This window comes from Pseudomonas sp. BF-R-19 (assembly GCF_019956445.1).
GTDB lineage: Bacteria > Pseudomonadota > Gammaproteobacteria > Pseudomonadales > Pseudomonadaceae > Aquipseudomonas > Aquipseudomonas fluorescens_BH.
Genome location: NZ_JAHBDN010000081.1, coordinates 143,671 through 161,754, shown reverse-complemented (window position 1 = coordinate 161,754; position 18,084 = coordinate 143,671). Strand labels below are relative to the sequence as shown.

The window sequence follows — 18,084 nt, the reverse complement described above, 5'->3', positions numbered from 1 at the left end:
CATCTTCGCTGACACTCCGCTTTCGCGAGCAAGCCCGCTCCCACAGGGGGATGTGGTGAATCAGTACACGTCGCGGCGGTAGCGGCCCTGTTCGATCAGGCGCTCCACTTCGGCAGCGCCCAGCACCTCGTTGAGCACCTGGTCCACGCCCGAAGCCATGCCTTGAAGGCTGCCGCAGATGTAGATCACCGCATCGTCCGCCAGCCACTTCTTGAGCTCGGCTGCCGATTCACGCAGGCGATCCTGTACGTAAATCTTTTCGGCCTGGTCGCGGGAAAATGCCAGGTCCAGGCGCGCCAGATCACCATTGATCAGCCACTCCTCCAGCTCCTTTCGGCACAGGTAGTCGTGCTCGCGATGGCGTTCGCCAAACAGTAGCCAGTGGCGTTGCTGACCATCGGCAATCCGGGCCTTGAGCAGGCTGCGCAACCCGGCCAGCCCCGTGCCATTGCCCAGCAGGATCATCGGCACCGGTTGGGCCGGCAGATGGAAACCACTGTTGCGCCGCACGCGCAGGCTGATGGAGGCGCCCACAGGCGCGTGTTCGGTCAGCCAGCCGGAACCGATGCCGAGGTTGCCGTCGGCATGCACTTCCTGGCGCACGATCAATTCCAGCACGCCATCGGCCGGGATCGAGGCAATGGAATACTCGCGCATGGCCAGCGGCACGAGGGATTCTGCCAGCGCTTGGGCGTGCAGGCCGACCAGGTGGGCACGGTTTTCCGGCAACTGGCGGCTGGCCAGGGCCTGTTCGAGGGTTTCTTCCAGACCGTTGAGTTGCACCTTGGTTTCACCGTGGATCCCCATGCCGTCGAGGAAGTGCTCGATGGCCCACGGGCAATTGCGCGGCATCACCTCCACCAGGTCGCCCGCCAGCCAGCTACTGGTGGAAGGCGGCTTGAGGCCCAACAAGTACACCGGAGAACCACTGCTGTCCGGGTTCAGCAGTTCACGACGCAGCAGGGTCCAGTGGTCGAAGCGGGGCGCTTGCCAGGTATCCACGGGGGCCTGGCCGGTCAACAGGCCCAATTGCTGTTGCCAGTGACGAAAGGCATAAGGGTCACCGCTGTCGACCTCCACGGGGGCAAACAGGGTCTTTGCGCCATGTTCGCCCAACCAGGCGTGCAGGCGTTTGGCGAATCCGCAGAAGTGTTGGTACTGCCGGTCGCCCAGTCCCAGGACGGCGTAATTCAGGCGTCCCAGGCTCGGTGCCCGGCCCAGTACCTTGCGTTCGAAACCGCGGGCGCTGTCCGGTGCTTCGCCGTCGCCGAAGGTGCTGACGACGAACAAGGCATTGTTCGACTCATGCAAGTCCTGCTCGCTGACGTCCGCCAATGGTTGCACTTTTACCGGCAAGCCTGCGGCCTGCAATTGTCCGGCGGTTTGCCACGCCAGTTGCTCGGCAAAACCACTTTGGCTGGCAAAGCCGATCAGCCACGTCGGCGCATCGCTGGCGGTTTGCACGAGGTCTTTGCGCGCATCCTTGATCTGGCGCTTTTTGCGCCGACGATCCAGGTACAGCATCCAGCCGGTGACGAAGAACAGCGGCATGGTCAGCGAGGTGATGGTCAGGAGGATGCGCCCGACGATGCCGAAGTAACTGCCGACGTGCAGCGCATAGATGCTGGTCAGCAGTTGCGCCTTGAGGCTCTTGTCGCTGTAGCGATCAACGCGCTTGACCACGCCGGTGGCCGGGTCGAGGGTGATCTGGTTCAGGGCGCGGTCGTGAGGCGAAGTTTTCAGCAGGAAGTACACGGTCGCCGGTTGGCCGGCCACGGGCGGCATGCGCACGTTATAGGAACTGAGTTGCGGACCGGCCGCGCTGTAGATGCTGCTCCACATCGCCGCGTAATCGGCCGTCGGTGCCGGACCGCTCGGTGCAGGGCCGCGTCCGCCGCGAACGCGTTCGCTCTGCGGTGAGTCGGAGAGCAAGCGGGTCAGGCCCTTGTTGTACCACTCGTAAGACCAGGACAGCCCGGTCAGTGCCGCCAGGAGGTAAAACACCAGGCACCAGGTGCCGGCCACCGAGTGCAGGTCCCAGTTGAAACTGCGGCCCTTTTTCTTCCAGTCCAGGGTCAGCCATGCGCGCCAGCTTTTCCATTGACGAGGCCAGCGCAGGTACAGGCCGGACAGGCAGAAGAACACCAGGATCAGCGTGCACGCGCCGGTGATCTGCCGACCCGTGTCGCCCATGGCGAGGAAGCGGTGCAGTTGCAGCATCAGGCCGAAGAAGCCCTGGCCGGTAGCATCGCCGAGGAACTCGGCGGTGTACGGATCGAAGTAACGCATCTCGCCACGGCGTTCACCCGGAGGCGGGGTGAACCATACTTTGGCGGCGTTGCCGCTGTCGGTTTCCACCGTGAGCATCGAGACTTTTTTGCCCGACGCGGCTTCGATTCGCTCCACCAGTTCGGCAGGCGGCAGAACACCGGCGACCTGTTTTTCGACCTGCAATACAGAAGGGTTGAGTGTGCTCAGGATTTCATCCTGAAACGACACCGCCGCCCCGGTGATGCCCATCAGGGCCAGGACCAGCCCGGCGCTGATGCCGAAAAACCAGTGCAACTGGAACAGGGTTTTCTTCAACACGTCGCTCGCCTTGTTCGTTCAAATTGATTCATCACGGCGCGCATTATGCCGTGGGGTTGTCGAGAAGCATTCTTTTTTACACACAAAAGCCCCGTTCACGGTATGAACGGGGCCTGGTCTGATTTCAGCCTTCACCCTCCCACAGGGATTGCAGTGTAAGTGGCAATCAGAAGTGGAAGTTGGTGCTCAGCAAAGCGGTACGGCCGGCCGCCTGGTTGGCGAAGTGAGTCGAGAACGCCTTGTCGTAGTAGGTTTCGTCGGTCAGGTTCTGCACGTTCAGTTGCAGGTCGACGTTCTTGGTCAGCTTGTAGGCCGCCATCGCGTCGTAACGAACGTAGGAATCGACCATGGTGGTGTTGGCGGCACTGCCGAACACGTCATCGACATAGAACGCACCGCCACCGATGGTCAGCCTTGGCGTGACCTGATAGGTCGTCCACAGGCTGGCGCTGTTTTTCGGCGTGTTAGGCAGTTCGTTGCCATCGTTGGCTTTGTTTGCCGGCATGTCGCCGCCATCGACTTGCTCGCTGTCCATGTAGGCGTAGCCGGCGAAGACCTGCCATTTGTCGGTGAGCTTGCCGGTGGCCGACAGTTCGACACCTTGAACGCGGGTTTTGCCGACGTTTTCGTACGTCGTGGTGTTGGTCTGCACACGAGCGTTTTCTTTCTCGGTGCGGAAGATGTCGGCAGTCAGGGACAGACGATCGTTCAGCAGGTCCCACTTGGTACCGATTTCGTAGTTCTTGGTGGTTTCCGGCTCCATGTCGCTTTTCAGCAGGTTGCCGTTGCGATCCGGCGTGCCGCCCAACGGGTTGCCTTCCGAACCTTCGCCCAGGGTGTTGCCCGGTGGCGTGGCAGACGTCGCGTAGGACGCATAGATGCTGCCGTTCTCGGCTGGTTTGTACACCACGCCGAACTGACCGGTAACGAATTCGCTGGTGTCATCGCCCTTGGACGTGGTCACGCTGGAACCGTTGAAGGTTTTGTATTCGGTGTCGAAATGGTCGTAGCGCAGGCCCATGTTCACCAGCCACTGCTCGGTCAGCGTCAGGGTGTCGAACACATACAGCGCGTAGGTGTTGGCCTTGGTGTCGGTGCCCGCATAGTTGCGCGAGATGGCGCCGCTCCACGGATCATTCGGGGTCGGGTTGGACAGCGAGGTGCAGTTGTAACCGCTTGGCGCGCCGATCAGTGCCGGCGAGCAGTTGGTGGTTACCGCTGCTGTTCCCGGGGTAGTGTCCGTGTTGACGTTGTACGAGGATTTCTCACCTTCCTCATGGGTGTATTCGACACCGGTGGAGAAACTGTTCTTGAACCCGGCGATGTAGACGTCACCAAACAGGTCGGTCTGGTTGGTGGTGGTCTCGGTGTTGCTCACGCGGGTGTTCGCCCGGCGCCAGACACTGCCGTTGTTGACGTTGCCTTTACTGTCGTCCGGCTGGGTCAGGATGTAATCCTGCATGCTGTTACCGTGGCGCAGGGTGTTCTTGATGGTCAGCGAGTCACTCAGGTCGTGCTCGATGGCGAAGGTCGCCGTGTCGGTGCGGGTCTTGCGGAAGTCGCGGTCGGTCAGGCCATAGAAATTGCTGCTGTCGCCGCCGTCATTCGGCTTGTCCGGGTTGGCCTTGGTACGGGCCGCCGAGCCTGCGGCCGGGATGGAGTAAGGAATGCCCGAATCCGGCGTGTCGTTGCTTTCGAGGTGGTAGTAGTCGAGGTTGACGCGTGTGTCCGTACCCAGGCCGAAAGCCAGGGACGGTGCAACACCCCAGCGGTCGTAGTCGACGCTGTCACGCCCGGCGACGTTGCTCTCGTGGCTCAGCAGGTTCAGACGGCCAGCGGCGGTGTCGGTGAACTGGTAGTTGCCGTCGAAGGTGTAGCGCTGGGTCTGGTCGGAGCCCCAGGTGAAACCACCGTCGAGCGAATCGCCCAGATGAGCTTTTTTGCTGACCAGGTTGATGCTGCCGCCCGCAGCGCCACGACCGCCGATGGCGGAGTTCGGGCCTTTGCTGACTTCGATCGATTCAACGGCGAAGATTTCGCGGCTCTGGGAACCGGTGTCGCGCACGCCGTCCAGGTAGGTGTCGCCCTGGGCGTCGAAGCCGCGGATGAACGGACGGTCGCCTTGCGGGTTGCCACCTTCACCGGCACCGAAGGTGATGCCTGGAACAGTACGCAATGCGTCCTGCATGTTGAGGGCGCCGGTGTCTTTGAGAACCTGTTGCGGAATGACGGTTACCGAGCGCGGCGTGTCGATCAGCGGCGCGGTGTATTTGGGCGAGGAGGCTTTCTCGACGTTGTAGGTTGTCTCGTCCTGGGTTTCGCCGGTGATGGCGGTGGCGCCCAGCGAAATCACTTTGTCCGGTGCTTTTTCGTCGGTTTTTTCCGCCGCGAAAACCATGTGGCCCGCAGAGCCGGCAGTAATCGCCATGCCGATGGCGGATGCGAGCAGACGTGGTGAACTGACCGGTACTTGTGGTTGTTGACGCGACATTTGAATTCCCCTCCCCAAGGATTTGAGGCCGCGGAATATAGGGTAAATAGGTATTCGTAACAATTGCGAAACATTACTATTCGCACTGAATTTACAATCTTTACAATTTAACCTTACGGTTTCTGCTGACTCATTCGTCAGATGGGTTTTACACAGGCAATAAGAATCAATACCATTGGCATCCCTTTGGTTTCAGGTGCCTCTGTCATGCTGCTGCACATTCCCGGCCTGTTTGAAAAAGACGAGGTGCAGCGCATTCGCGAGGCTCTGGAGCAAGCCGATTGGGCCGATGGCAAGATCACCGCCGGCTACCAGTCGGCCAAGGCCAAGCACAATTTGCAGTTGCCGGAAGGCCACCCTCTGGCCAAGGAGATCGGCGCGGCGATGCTGGAACGGTTGTGGAAAAATCCGCTGTTCATGTCGGCAGCGTTACCGCACAAAGTCTTTCCTCCGTTGCTGAACTGTTACACCGCCGGTGGCAGTTTCGACTTTCATATCGACAATGCGGTGCGTCAGCCCAAAGGCGGCATCGAGCGGGTACGCACTGATTTGTCCGCCACGCTGTTCTTCAGCGAGCCTGAGGATTACGACGGCGGCGAACTGGAAATCCAGGACACCTTCGGCACCCAACGGGTGAAGCTGCCCGCCGGCGACATGGTGCTGTACCCCGGTACCAGTTTGCATAAGGTCAACGCGGTGACACGCGGAACGCGACTCGCCTCGTTTTTCTGGACGCAAAGCCTGGTACGCGAGGACAGCCAGCGCGCCCTGTTGTTCGAGATGGACGGGGCGATTCAACAACTGACCCGCGATGTGCCCGATCATCCATCGCTGATCCGCCTCACCGGCACGTATCACAACCTGTTGCGTCGCTGGGTCGAGGTGTAAGTGGCGGATTTCCGTTTACGCCGCGAGGAAATGCTCGACGGTGAGCGCCTGCGCGCGATGCTCGACGAAAGTCCGGCCCGGGCGGCCCAGGCCATCCTGATTGCCGCACGAGAAGGTGAGGTCGAAGCCCAGGCCTTGCTCGGGCAGATTCTGCTCGACGGCCAGGGCATCGCGCAGGACCAACCGCTGGCGCTGAGCTGGTTCGGCATCGCCGCGCGCCAGGGGCACCTGATGGCGCGCAACATGCTCGGTCGTTGTCATGAACATGGCTGGGGTTGTGTTGCTGATGCTTCGCTGGCCGTGCGTCATTACCGGAGTGCCGCAGACGGTGGTCTGGACTGGGCGATGTACAACTACGCCAACCTGTTGGCCACCGGGCGCGGTGTAGCCGAGGATCAGGCGCGGGCGCTGAGCTGGTATCGGCGTGCGGCGGACCTTGGCCACGCGAAGTCGATGAACCTGCTGGGGCGTTATCTGGAGGAAGGCCGATTTTGCCAGGCCGACCCGGATTCCGCTTTCGAGTGGTATCGACGTTCTGCCGAGGGTGGGGATTTTCGTGGGCAATTCAGCTATGCGGCGGTACTGGCGAGCGGTGGAAAAATCGAAGAGGCCTTGGTGTGGTTGAACAAGGCATTGGCGGCAGGAAATCTGAACTTCCTGCGTGTCAGTGGCGAGGCTCTGTTACACGCTCCTCACCCCGATCTCCGGGCGTTGGCGCCGCGCTTTTCGCAGCGCGCCGTTCAATTGCAAAATCGGGCGCTGGCATGAGCATGTGGGTAGGACCGTCATTGATGCGAGCGAAAAGGCACTACTCAGGTTTTTCGCTCGCATCAATCGAAGTGCCGCAATCAACCGGATCGAAACCGGTTTAGCTCTTCCATTTCTCGCGCAGAGACTTCATATGCTTCATGAAAATGTCTGATTGTTCAATGAAGCGTTTAACAACCGACTCGAGATCGTCGCTCTCGTGATGTTCGGTAAGTTCCAGGAACTTATTAATGGCGTCGGCGATAACACTCAATTCTTGCGTATAGGAATCTCTGGGTGTTTGTACGGATTGGAATTCTTCCAACTGATTTTTTTGATCCTGCAGGATTTTTATATCTTGTTTGATGCGATCCAGATTGCGACGGCGTTCATCCAGGCGTTTTTGGATCCCGCTTCTGGCCTGGATCAGGTCATCATATTTTATTCTGTCACTGATTAAGTTGAGGAGCTTGCTGGCGGCAGAAATTCCTGCCTTGACAAGCTGGAGTTGAGGGGCTGAAAGGTTGAGGTCGGCGAGTTTTTCAGCAGTCAGGAAAAATTCCTTGATGAGCGAGAAGGTGTCTGTCGCTTCAATGAGTTTTATCGCCTCGTTCAGTTCTGATTCGTCATTGAGCAGTTCAGCTATTGCACTTTTTTCTTCTTCGATATACGGAGTAGCGTTGCTGATTGAAGTTTCCAGTTCCTTGATCCGGTATTGGTTGTCGCTGAGTGTCACTGCTTTCAGATTTGTCAGGTTGTTGTTAAGTGCAGTCGAAAGATTTAATGTTTCGGATGTCCCGTCTTCAATTAACGTTTTGATCTCTTTGTAAAAGCTGTCTATCGCCTCCTGCTGTTCTGGTGTGGGTGTTCCTGGTTTCAGGTTTTCAATGGCGCTATGAAAGTATTGGATTTCTTCTAGGGGTAGTACCGCGGGGATCAGGGTCAGGGTGCTGAGTGCCTGCTGGTCGGTTGAGTTTATTTCTTCCTGAAGCGAATTTAATTGTTCCCCGAGTACGGGTAAATAAATGTTGCTCAATGTACGGATTTTATAATTGAGCGCATCTCTGCTCTCCTTGATTTTTTTCATGTCGGGTGCGGGGTATTGAAATGAGGTGTCTAGTGTATGTACGGTCATGATTGTCCTGTCTTTAAAAAGGAAGATAAATGGTAGGAGTGTAAGTTGGCATTTGCAGAATGTCAGGCGTTGCGGGTGACGTTGTTAAAGGCTGTCAATAAGTCGCCCGCCTGCTTTTTTATCGATGACCAGTTTTCTATCATCGTGTTTAGTCTCGAGACAAAAGACACCAGGTACATGGCGTTGGTGACGCCATCGAGTTTTTTACTGGAAGAGTCGACATATTTCTCTATCAGCTCCCAGAGGCTTTCGAGGTTCGATGAACTGCCAGCAGCATCTTCAATCCTGATTTGCAGGTCCAGGAGGCTGGTTTCGAATGCCCGTAACGACGCAAACGCTGCGCTGATGGTTGCAATCTTTGCTTCGATTTCACGTCGTTCAGTTGTTAGCTGATCCAGTTCTTTCCGAGCTTGCTGGGCCTTGTTTCCATAAATGGTGGACGTGACGATGAAACCAACTGCGCCACCGAGCAGCCCCCACCATTTGCTCTCGGAGTATTCTTCGATTTCCGCCAGTTTTTCGTTGATACGCTGGTTGAGGATGTCGAGACTATCGTTGAGATCTTTTACTTCTTCGTTAAAGTTATGACTGTTGCAAAGGGCTATTTTTAAACCCAGTGCCGGCTTAAGAGAATTGGTGATTTCTTGTTTGAATTCGCTGATCTTGGCTGTGGTGGTCTGTGTGCTTGCGCTGTGTTCGGTAATAACTGTTTTGAGCTCGTCAACCAATGCCAATAAAGCCGGAATTTTTTGTTTCTCATCTCCGGTTAATTGAATTTCTGGCAGGTTTTCGATTTCCTCTGGGGTCAGGCCATCGATTTTTCCGATTCCGCTGATGTAGTTGGGTAGTGTCTTCAGGTAGTTGATGATTGATAAACCACTTGAGGTGAAGTTGTCGGCAAATACATGAAGGTCCGAACCAACTCTCTTCATATTTGATTCCAGTGGTGACCAGGTTTCAGCATGATTTTTCATGGATTTATACAGATTTTGCATATCGGCAGATTTAAGCCCGGCGATATTCAGTTGGTCGTACTTGTGTATCTGTTCTATTTCTTCAATTTCGATGGGTAGTGCCAGTCCTGCATTGACGTAGCGTCTTATTTTTCTGATGTCATCGTTTGTAATCAATAGTCCTGGTTCACGCTCGACACCTACGAGAGTTCCGGAAACGGCCCCCATGAAATCCGATGTCAGTGAGTTAAGCTCTTCGGCGGTAATGGTCTGTTCTTGAATGGCTAACATGAAAATCCCTTTTATGTATTCTCGTCATAGAGATGCTTGTTGTCGCCACTGAAAAAGTAATGGTGGTTGTGGTTAAAGTTAAGTCTGGAAGAATTTCAATGTGTGTCGGGTAGGAAGTTAAACTCTGCGCTTTGCTGTTTCTATTGGGCAAGGTGCAGATTTTTGATATCGAAACTTAATGTGTTGTGAAGTCGCTTTGAAATCGCTTTCAAGAGGAAATGGTAGAAACAAAAAAAAGGCCTGTGATTACTCACAGGCCTTTTTTGTACAGCAGGCAGGATTTAAACGTAGAACGACTTCAGCGGTGGGAAGCCATTGAACTCGACGGCGCTGTAACTGGTGGTGTACGCACCAGTCGACAGCCAGTACAGGCGATCACCGATGGCCAGGTTCAGCGGCAGGCCGTACTTGTAGTTTTCGTACATGATGTCGGCGCTGTCACAGGTCGGGCCGGCGATCACCACTTCTTCCATCTCGCCTTTCTTCTCGGTCCAGATCGGGAACTTGATGGCTTCGTCCATGGTTTCGATCAGGCCGGAGAACTTGCCCACATCCGTGTACACCCAACGCTCTACCGCGGTACGGGATTTACGTGCGACCAGCACCACTTCGCTGACCAGGATGCCGGCGTTGGCGATCAACGAACGGCCCGGCTCGAGGATGATTTCCGGCAGGTCATCACCGAAGTCTTCCTTCAGGAAGCGAATGATTTCTTCGGCGTAGGTTTCCAGGCTGTTGGTGCGGGTGATGTAGTTGGCCGGGAAGCCGCCGCCCATGTTGATCAGCTTCAGGTGGATGCCGTCTTCCTCCTTCAGGCGTTCGAAGATCACTTTGACCTTGGCGATTGCCGCGTCCCAGACGCTGATGTCGCGCTGCTGCGAGCCGACGTGGAACGAGATGCCGTAAGGCACCAGGCCCAGGTCGCGGGCGAGGATCAGCAGGTCCATGGCCATGTCGGTCTGGCAGCCGAATTTGCGCGACAGTGGCCAGTCGGCGGTGGTCGAGCCTTCGGTCAGGATACGAACGTAGACTTTCGAACCCGGTGCAGCCTTGGCGATGTTGCGCAGGTCGGCTTCGGAGTCGGTGGCGAACAGGCGCACGCCCTTCTCGTAGAAGTAGCGGATGTCCTTGGACTTCTTGATGGTGTTGCCGTAGCTGATCTGGTCGGCGCTGACGCCGCGATCGAGCACTTTGTCCAGCTCGTAGATCGAGGCGATGTCGAAGCTCGAGCCTTTCTCTTTAAGCAGGTCGATGATCTCGACAGCCGGGTTGGCCTTGACCGCGTAGTAGACCTTGGCGAATTCGAAACCGGCGCGCAGGTCGTCATAGGCCTGGCTGATCATCGCGGTGTCGATCACCACGAACGGGGTTTCCTGTTTGTCGGCGAACGCCTTCATTTTCTGAAAGGTTTCACGCGCGAAATAGTCTTCGACCTGGATCGACATACCTGGGAGCTCCTAATGGCAAACGAGTAAAAACAATGGGTGCAAATGAACGTCCTCCGTATCCCCACTTTGGTTCGCCTACTTCCCAAGGCATGTCGCCGAAAGCAAAAAGGCCATGGGAGCGTTGCGCCCTTGGCCTTGCTGTCTCGTCGTCAGTACTTGAGCCGGATGGATCGTTTCCAGCATGGACGTTCGGCGCGAACTTTAGGGCGTGAGGGGCTTGAGATCAACAAAAAATGTCGCGTTTTTGCACTCTTCTGACGCGCGTTACGAGCATCACTCTTTGTAACCGACTCAGATGACAGTCGGATGTTCCCGAAGAATTTTGAAGTGTTAAACATACCTGCACGTTCGACGCTTTTGTGCACAAACTCTCTGATAACTACGATGGCGTCAAAATCGGCGACGTTGGCTGCGAGAAGGTGGGCTGAGGGGGGATTTGGCTATTTCAGAAGGTATTTCTGGATAGCTTTTGCAGGCGCTACTGTTGATATTTTTTTCCGGCCTGTGAGTCTCTGAAAAAACGCACAGAACCTGTGGGAGCGAGCTTGCTCGCGAAAGCGTAATGTCAGTCAACGACGTTGTTGGCTGTGAAAATGCCGTCGTGAGCAAGCTCGCTCCCACAGGTTTTGCATTTTTACCGAGCCATATGAGCTGTCAGGTGACTACGGCTGCTGCGCTCCCGAACAGGAGCAAGGTCGATCAGGGCGACACTGTTTGACCGACGAAATACGGGAACGGTCGCCGATCAATAGACGTTAAGCCTAAGGCTTACGCTCTTGCGAATGGCTGGGTACTGCTGCGTGGTAACGGTAAATTGAATGATGGTGTTTTGTTGCACATTGTTTAACGTGAATGTCCCGTTCATGTTTCCAGGACCTCGATTGATAGTGGCGCCAGCTGTAGTTGTCGTCCACACGGAGGTAACGCCTGTAATTTCCCTGCCGTCTTTATCGACGAGTTTTGCCGCGATCACCAGTTTGAAGTTTCCCCCTTTTTTGACAAGCTGCGGGTCTGCCAGACCTCCTATGATGATTTGTGTGGGTGGACCAGCCATGATCTTTTGCTCCACGGAGTTGGCCTCTGGTGTCGGTGTGGCAGGTGATGTCGAATCGTTGGTTTTCATGGGTGACCTCTATAACCTGGTAAGTTTGTTTTTGAGAGCATGTCGCTGTGCTCCCGATTGAGTAGAACTTTTTCCAGGCAATAGCGGACCTATCACTTTTGACAGTCTCTAATATTCGTTTGTTAACGATTGCGAATTTACATAGCACCAGCACTTGACCCTGTCTCCGTTTTTCCTCTTGAGGTGGTGATGGGTCAAGCGAAATGGACTATGGAAGATAATCTATCAAGTGAGTGCTACTTCAGCCGGTGAAACAATACTGGTCTTGGCGCCGCGGGAGCGACCTGAGCTCAGGTAAGCCGCAATCGACTCCTGAGTGACCTCGCCAAGGAACACCCGCTCGGCATCCATCACCGGCAGCCACGCCCGATTGAACTCGTACATGCGCGACAGCAGGATGCGCAAATGTTCGTCGTACGCTGCCGTGGCGTTGAACTCGCGTTGGTACTGCGCGCAGGTGCCGGTCTGACGGTGCAGGTCGCGACGTCGCACGTAACCCAGGGCTTTGTTCTCGGCACAAGTGACCACCACATAGCGTCGGTCATGCTCGTCCATCAACTCCAGCGCTTCGGCCACCGGAGTTTGCGGGCTGACGGAAGGCGCGTTGTCCGCCGCGTCTTCGGCTTTCACCAGCAGCAGGCGCTTGAGCGTGCTGTCCTGGCCGACGAAGTTGCTGACAAATTCGTCCGCCGGATGCGCGAGCAACGTGTCCGGGTGATCGATCTGCAGCAGCTTGCCGGCGCGGAAGATCGCGATCTTGTCACCGAGCTTGATCGCCTCGTCGATGTCATGGCTGACCATGATCACGGTCTTGTTCAGCGCCCGCTGCATTTCGAAGAATTCGTTCTGGATCATCTCGCGGTTGATCGGGTCGACCGCGCCGAACGGTTCGTCCATCAGCAACAGCGGCGCATCGGCCGCCAGTGCGCGAATCACGCCGATCCGCTGTTGCTGGCCACCGGACAATTCGCGGGGATAGCGATGCAGATACTGCTTGGGTTCGAGCTTGATCATGCTCATCAACTCGCGGGCGCGATCGTGGCATTTCTGCTTGTCCCAGCCGAGCAGTTTCGGCACCACGACGATGTTCTCCTCGATGGTCATGTTCGGGAACAAACCAATCTGCTGGATCACGTAGCCGATGTTGCGGCGCAACGTCACTTCGTCGAGGCCGGTGGTGTCTTCGCCGTTGATCAGGATCTTGCCCGAGGTCGGTTTGATCAGGCGGTTGATCATTTTCAGCGTGGTGCTTTTGCCGCAACCCGATGGCCCGAGGAACACGCAGATTTCGCCTTCATTGACGGTCAGGCTTACCGAGTCCACGGCTTTCACATCTTTGCCGTTGCTTTGGAAGGTCTTGCTGAGGTTTTGAAGTTCGATCATTTCAGGAGTCCTTTTGGAGTCAGCGAGCGTTGCAGCCATTGCAGAAGCAGGTCGGCGAAGATGGCCAGCACACTGACCAGCACGGCACCGACGATCAGCATCGACATGTCGCTGCGGCTGATGGAAGCGAGGATGAGTACGCCCAGGCCACCGGCGCCGATGGTGGCGGCGATGGTCATGACGCCAATGTTCATCACCACGGCGGTGCGCACACCGGCGAGGATCACCGGCACGGCGATGGGCAGTTCGACCATGCGCAGGCGCTGGCCGAAGGTCATGCCAATGCCGCGCGCGGCTTCGCGGATGCCCGGCTCGACATTGGTCAGGGCCAGGTAGGTGTTACGCATGATCGGCAGCAGCGAATACAGGAACACCGCGGTAATCGCCGGCATCGGCCCCAGGCCCTGGCCGAACTTTGAGTAGAACGGCAGCAGCAGGCCGAACAGGGCAATCGACGGCACGGTCAGCAGCACGGTGGCGCTGGCCTGTAACGGACCGGCGAGGCTCGGGAAGCGTGTCATCAGGATGCCCAGCGGCACGCCAACCAGAATCGCCAGGGTCACGGCGATGCCGACCAGCGTGATGTGCTGCCAGGTTAGGTGAAGCACTTGTGCCCAGTCGAGATGGGAAAAGGCGTTGAGAAAATTCATAACGTCTGCTCCTCAGTTCAACGGATGCTGGCGCAGGAAATCTGCGGCTACGGATGAAGGGCTTTGGTGATCGACATCAACCCGCGCGTTGAGCTGGCGCATGGTTTCGTCGTCGAACAGGTCAGCCAATGGCTTGAGCTGGGCGGCCAACTGCGGGTGGGCGTCGAGGTAGTCCTGACGAACCACCGGCGCGGCGGTGTAGTCGGGGAAGTAGTGCTTGTCGTCTTCCAGCAACTTGAGCTTGAACGCGTTCAAGCGTCCGTCAGTGGTATAGACCAGGCCCGCAAATACCTGGCCGTTGCGCAGGGCGGTGTAGACGAGGCCGGCGTCCATCTGCCGGATGTTTTTACGGGTCAGGTCCATGTCGTAGAGCTTGACCATGCCGGCCAGACCGTCGGAGCGGTTGGCAAACTCGGTGTCCAGCGCCACCAGCGGATTGTCCTTGGCTTCGGCGCGCAATGTTCGATCAAGGTCACTGATGGTGTTGACCTGCGGGTACTCGGCAGCGATGTTCGCCGGCAGCGCCAGCGCGTAGGTGTTGCTGAACTTCGACGGCGAGAGCCAGGTCAGGCCTTTCTTCGCGTCCAGCTCGGTGACCCGCGCCAATGACTGCTGGCTGTCGAGTTTTTCCGTGACGTGGTTGTAGGAAACCAGCGATACGCCGGTGTACTCCCAGACCATGTCCAGTTGCCCGCTTTCCTGGGCACTGCGGGCCAGGTTGCTGCCCAAACCGCCGGTGACCTGGGCGTCGTAGCCTTTGGTTCGCAGGTATTGGGCGGTGATTTCCGCCAGAAGGGTCTGTTCGGTGAACACCCGGGCGCCGATGCGGATCACCGGTTTGTCAGCGGCTTGGGCAAATCCTGCGCACAGCAGGACGCAGCCTAGTAAAAAGCTTGAAGTTTTCATGACGATTCCTTTGCCGGGGCTTAAGACAAGCGCAAGCCGCGTTCGAGCCAGAGGCGGCTGGCGAGTGTCACCAGGCCGTCGAGCAACAAGGCCAGCAGGGCGGTGCAGGCCGCGCCGAGCAGCAATTGCGGCTGATTGTTCAGGGCAATGCCGGGGAAGATCAGGCTGCCGAGACTGTTGGCGCCGATCAGGAACGCCAGCGGCGCCGTCCCGACATTGATCGCCAATGCCACGCGCACACCACCGATGATGATCGGCACGGCGTTGGGCAATTCGACTTTCCACAGCACCTGGCGCGGGGTCATGCCGATGCCGACGGCGGCTTCCTTGAGCGAACCCTGAACGTTTTTCAGGCCTTCGTAGGTGTTGCGCACGATGGGCAGCAAGGAGGCGAGGAACAGGGCGAAGATGGCCGGGCCGCTGCCGATGCCTAGGATACCGAGGGCGATGGCCAGGACGGCCAGGGGCGGAACGGTGTTGCCGATGTTGAAGAGCTGCATGAAGCGTTCGGCGCGGCCGACCATGGACGGGCGGCTGAGGAGGATGCCGGCGGGGATGCCCACGACAAGGGCGGCCAGCATGGAAGCGAGGACGAGAATCAGATGAGCTTGCAGGTAAAACAACAAATCGTCGCGGTAGTGTTCGATCGTGTTGATGCCGATCCATTGGATCAGCAGGGCCAGAAGGGCGATTACCAGCGCGCCTCCTATCAGCCCTTTGCCATAGTGGATAGCCACAGGCGGACTCCTTTTTTCAGTCGGCGAACACTTTTTCGTGTGGCAACGCCATTCCTGGCTGCCGAAAAATGATCGCGATAAGCAGCTCTTGCCGAGCGCGTTCCACTGTAGGAGCCAGCCTGCTCGCGATGGGCGTCCAGACAACGCGTACATTCAGGTACCCAGCGTTATCGTTGACGTCCATCGCGAGCGAGCTCGCTCCTACAGAGGGTAGGCGCACGACTGTTGAGCCATGAGCACAGCCTCGTCAGGCCGATTTGCAGGTGTTTCAGGCCCCCGACGAGTGGTCGTAACGGGGGAGTGGACGTCTCCGTGCTTTAAAAGGTTCCCATCTGCGGCAGCATTTGGCCACCCCTAATGTGCTCAACGGTTCGGTTCTTGGATCAACTTGGGCTATAATCTGCGCCCTTTTTTGAATCACCTGCCAGGCGATTTCCCATGACCAAACAGGCCGCCGAAGTCGCGAAACGCCGCACTTTCGCCATTATTTCCCACCCCGATGCCGGTAAGACCACCATCACCGAGAAGCTCTTGCTGATGGGCAAGGCGATTGCGGTAGCCGGTACGGTGAAATCTCGTAAATCCGATCGCCATGCCACCTCCGACTGGATGGAAATGGAAAAGCAGCGTGGTATCTCCATTACCACGTCGGTCATGCAGTTCCCGTATCGCGAACACATGATCAACCTGCTCGACACCCCGGGCCACGAAGACTTCTCCGAAGATACCTACCGCACCCTGACCGCGGTGGACTCGGCGTTGATGGTCCTCGACGGCGGTAAAGGTGTAGAGCCTCGGACCATCGCCCTGATGGACGTCTGCCGTCTGCGTGACACGCCGATCGTCAGCTTCATCAACAAACTCGACCGTGACATCCGCGACCCGATCGAACTGCTCGACGAAATCGAAGCGGTCCTCAAGATCAAGGCGGCGCCGATCACCTGGCCGATTGGTTGCTACCGCGACTTCAAAGGCGTGTATCACCTCGCCGATGACTACATCATCGTGTACACCGCCGGTCACGGCCACGAACGCACCGAAACCAAGATCATCGAGAAGCTCGACTCCGATGAAGCCCGCGCCCACCTGGGTGACGAGTACGAGCGTTTCATCGAACAGCTGGAACTGGTGCAAGGCGCCTGCCACGAGTTCAACCAGCAGGAGTTCCTCGACGGTCAACTGACCCCGGTGTTCTTCGGTACGGCACTGGGCAACTTTGGTGTCGATCACGTGCTCGACGCCGTTGTGGACTGGGCACCACGCCCGCTGGCCCGCGTGGCCAACGAGCGTACCGTGGAGCCGGTGGAAGAGAAGTTCTCGGGCTTCATCTTCAAGATCCAGGCGAACATGGACCCGAAACACCGCGACCGCATCGCCTTCATGCGTATCTGCTCCGGCAAGTACGAAAAAGGCATGAAGATGCGCCATGTGCGCACCGGCAAGGACGTGCGCATCGGCGACGCGCTGACCTTCTTCTCCTCCGAGCGTGAGCAACTGGAAGAAGCGTTTGCCGGCGACATCATCGGCCTGCACAACCACGGCACCATCCAGATCGGCGACACCTTCAGCGAAGGCGAAGTCCTGGGTTTCACCGGCATCCCGCACTTCGCCCCGGAACTGTTCCGCCGCGTGCGCCTGAAAGATCCGCTGAAATCCAAGCAGCTGCGTCAGGGCTTGCAACAACTGGCCGAAGAAGGCGCGACCCAGGTGTTCTTCCCGGAGCGCAGCAACGACATCATCCTCGGCGCCGTCGGTGTGCTGCAGTTCGATGTGGTCGCCAGCCGCTTGAAAGAGGAATACAAGGTCGAGTGCTCCTACGAGCCGATCACTGTTTATTCGGCTCGCTGGATCGAATGCAGCGACAAGAAGAAGCTTGAGGAATTCTCCAACAAGGCTGTGGAAAACCTGGCACTGGACGGCGGTGGTCACCTGACCTACCTCGCGCCTACGCGGGTCAACCTGGCGTTGATGGAAGAGCGCTGGCCGGACGTGAAATTCCGTGCGACGCGTGAGCATCATTAAGCGCTGAGTTGCAAAACCCAAAAGCCCCGTTTGCGAAAGCAGCGGGGTTTTTTATTGCCGGTCACATACCTCTGTGGGAGCGAGCTTGCTCGCGATAGCGGTCTGTCAGTCGCAAGTGATGTTGACTGACATGACGCCTTCGTCGGAACGCCGCCCGGAGCAAGCCCGCTCCCACAGGGTTCCTCGGTGTTAGTGGAATTGTGAATAACCCCTATTCCAAACCAGTCTCCAAACCCGCTGCATTTTCCCTCGCTCGACAGCGTCCAATCTGGAGAACCCGGCTGATCGGAACTAGATTTGACTCAGCGCCAGACAGGCACTCAACGAAAGGAAGGAATCGGCTATGAACAGGTTGTTTCGCGTTTTACTGCTGTTGAAGGTGATGGTGATGCTCTCGCTCGGCACTTCGATGGCGTGGGCCGAGTGTATCGATCATGGGGAGCAGGCTTCGAGCGGGCAGGCGGGGTACGCGGGGTTGATGATCGCCAAATCCGAATCGGAACCGGGGGATCAGGGGCAGGGTGGTGCGGACAACGACGATGACTCGACCACCGACGAGCCGGACTCCGATGAGGAAGAGGGCGACAGCCAGACGTAGTCGCTCTATTGCAGGCAAAAGAAAACCCCTTCTACCTGAGTGATGCGCAATCGAGGCGGAAGGGGTCGGGTTAACGCTTGAATACTTGAGCTACTCAATCCCTGTGGGAGCGGGCTTGCTCGC

The 18,084-nt window shown here is 57.3% G+C and carries 14 protein-coding genes; 4 read left to right on the top strand and 10 right to left on the bottom strand.

The genetic code is table 11. The features are described from left to right. Positions 1-60: 60 nt before the first annotated feature. Both KGB28_RS23780 and KGB28_RS23775 read right to left on the bottom strand, forming a co-directional pair. On the bottom strand, positions 61-2,589 hold the full coding sequence (locus tag KGB28_RS23780) for a PepSY domain-containing protein (RefSeq protein ID WP_223448125.1): 2,529 nt from the start codon (positions 2,587-2,589) through the stop codon (positions 61-63). A gap of 166 nt (positions 2,590-2,755) precedes the next feature. Continuing rightward, positions 2,756-5,080 (bottom strand): TonB-dependent receptor, encoded by a 2,325-nt coding sequence (locus tag KGB28_RS23775; protein ID WP_223448124.1) that lies wholly within the window; start codon positions 5,078-5,080, stop codon positions 2,756-2,758. A 207-nt stretch (positions 5,081-5,287) separates the two neighbouring features. On the opposite strand from KGB28_RS23775, the gene KGB28_RS23770 reads away from it, so the two are divergent. Then, complete coding sequence (locus tag KGB28_RS23770) at positions 5,288-5,968, top strand: Fe2+-dependent dioxygenase (RefSeq protein ID WP_223448123.1); 681 nt, start codon at positions 5,288-5,290, stop codon at positions 5,966-5,968. Next, positions 5,969-6,736 (top strand): tetratricopeptide repeat protein, encoded by a 768-nt coding sequence (locus KGB28_RS23765; protein WP_223448122.1) that lies wholly within the window; start codon positions 5,969-5,971, stop codon positions 6,734-6,736. 100 nt (positions 6,737-6,836) lie between these two features. On the opposite strand, the gene KGB28_RS23760 is transcribed toward KGB28_RS23765, so the two are convergent. The 8 genes from KGB28_RS23760 to KGB28_RS23725 form a co-directional block, all read right to left on the bottom strand. Next, entirely contained in the window at positions 6,837-7,850 is a 1,014-nt protein-coding gene (locus tag KGB28_RS23760) for an alpha-xenorhabdolysin family binary toxin subunit B (RefSeq protein ID WP_223448121.1), read from the bottom strand. Between the two features lie 62 nt (positions 7,851-7,912). Further along, entirely contained in the window at positions 7,913-9,094 is a 1,182-nt protein-coding gene (locus KGB28_RS23755) for an alpha-xenorhabdolysin family binary toxin subunit A (protein ID WP_223448120.1), read from the bottom strand. 281 nt (positions 9,095-9,375) lie between these two features. Further along, positions 9,376-10,539 carry a type III PLP-dependent enzyme gene (locus KGB28_RS23750; protein WP_150727471.1) on the bottom strand — a complete coding sequence of 388 codons (1,164 nt, stop codon included), beginning with the start codon at positions 10,537-10,539 and terminating at the stop codon, positions 9,376-9,378. Between the two features lie 748 nt (positions 10,540-11,287). After that, positions 11,288-11,665 (bottom strand): hypothetical protein, encoded by a 378-nt coding sequence (locus tag KGB28_RS23745; RefSeq protein WP_223448119.1) that lies wholly within the window; start codon positions 11,663-11,665, stop codon positions 11,288-11,290. 225 nt (positions 11,666-11,890) lie between these two features. Next, the gene (locus KGB28_RS23740) at positions 11,891-13,048 is read right to left on the bottom strand and encodes a betaine/proline/choline family ABC transporter ATP-binding protein (RefSeq protein WP_150754356.1); all 1,158 of its coding nucleotides are present in this window, start codon (positions 13,046-13,048) and stop codon (positions 11,891-11,893) included. Next, positions 13,045-13,698 carry an ABC transporter permease gene (locus KGB28_RS23735; protein WP_223448118.1) on the bottom strand — a complete coding sequence of 218 codons (654 nt, stop codon included), beginning with the start codon at positions 13,696-13,698 and terminating at the stop codon, positions 13,045-13,047. Before KGB28_RS23735 ends, KGB28_RS23740 begins: the two co-directional genes overlap by 4 nt. Positions 13,699-13,710: 12 nt before the next feature. Beyond that, positions 13,711-14,604 carry a glycine betaine ABC transporter substrate-binding protein gene (locus KGB28_RS23730; protein ID WP_223448117.1) on the bottom strand — a complete coding sequence of 298 codons (894 nt, stop codon included), beginning with the start codon at positions 14,602-14,604 and terminating at the stop codon, positions 13,711-13,713. Between the two features lie 20 nt (positions 14,605-14,624). Further along, entirely contained in the window at positions 14,625-15,341 is a 717-nt protein-coding gene (locus KGB28_RS23725) for an ABC transporter permease (protein ID WP_223448116.1), read from the bottom strand. A gap of 438 nt (positions 15,342-15,779) precedes the next feature. Between KGB28_RS23725 and KGB28_RS23720 the strand changes: the two genes are divergently transcribed. Both KGB28_RS23720 and KGB28_RS23715 read left to right on the top strand, forming a co-directional pair. Further along, entirely contained in the window at positions 15,780-17,363 is a 1,584-nt protein-coding gene (locus KGB28_RS23720) for a peptide chain release factor 3 (protein WP_060541686.1), read from the top strand. Positions 17,364-17,706: 343 nt separating this feature from the next. Further along, the gene (locus KGB28_RS23715) at positions 17,707-17,961 is read left to right on the top strand and encodes a hypothetical protein (RefSeq protein ID WP_150727463.1); all 255 of its coding nucleotides are present in this window, start codon (positions 17,707-17,709) and stop codon (positions 17,959-17,961) included. Positions 17,962-18,084: the final 123 nt, after the last annotated feature.

Excerpts from the sequence above, each read along its gene's own strand:
- KGB28_RS23735 (WP_223448118.1), bottom strand. The coding sequence starts at position 13,698 with ATGAATTTTCTCAACGCCTTTTCCCATCTCGACTGGGCACAAGTGCTT.
- KGB28_RS23715 (WP_150727463.1), top strand. The coding sequence starts at position 17,707 with ATGAACAGGTTGTTTCGCGTTTTACTGCTGTTGAAGGTGATGGTGATG.
- KGB28_RS23740 (WP_150754356.1), bottom strand. The coding sequence starts at position 13,048 with ATGATCGAACTTCAAAACCTCAGCAAGACCTTCCAAAGCAACGGCAAA.
- KGB28_RS23760 (WP_223448121.1), bottom strand. The coding sequence starts at position 7,850 with ATGACCGTACATACACTAGACACCTCATTTCAATACCCCGCACCCGAC.
- KGB28_RS23750 (WP_150727471.1), bottom strand. The coding sequence starts at position 10,539 with ATGTCGATCCAGGTCGAAGACTATTTCGCGCGTGAAACCTTTCAGAAA.
- KGB28_RS23770 (WP_223448123.1), top strand. The coding sequence starts at position 5,288 with ATGCTGCTGCACATTCCCGGCCTGTTTGAAAAAGACGAGGTGCAGCGC.
- KGB28_RS23730 (WP_223448117.1), bottom strand. The coding sequence starts at position 14,604 with ATGAAAACTTCAAGCTTTTTACTAGGCTGCGTCCTGCTGTGCGCAGGA.
- KGB28_RS23775 (WP_223448124.1), bottom strand. The coding sequence starts at position 5,080 with ATGTCGCGTCAACAACCACAAGTACCGGTCAGTTCACCACGTCTGCTC.
- KGB28_RS23745 (WP_223448119.1), bottom strand. The coding sequence starts at position 11,665 with ATGAAAACCAACGATTCGACATCACCTGCCACACCGACACCAGAGGCC.
- KGB28_RS23720 (WP_060541686.1), top strand. The coding sequence starts at position 15,780 with ATGACCAAACAGGCCGCCGAAGTCGCGAAACGCCGCACTTTCGCCATT.
- KGB28_RS23755 (WP_223448120.1), bottom strand. The coding sequence starts at position 9,094 with ATGTTAGCCATTCAAGAACAGACCATTACCGCCGAAGAGCTTAACTCA.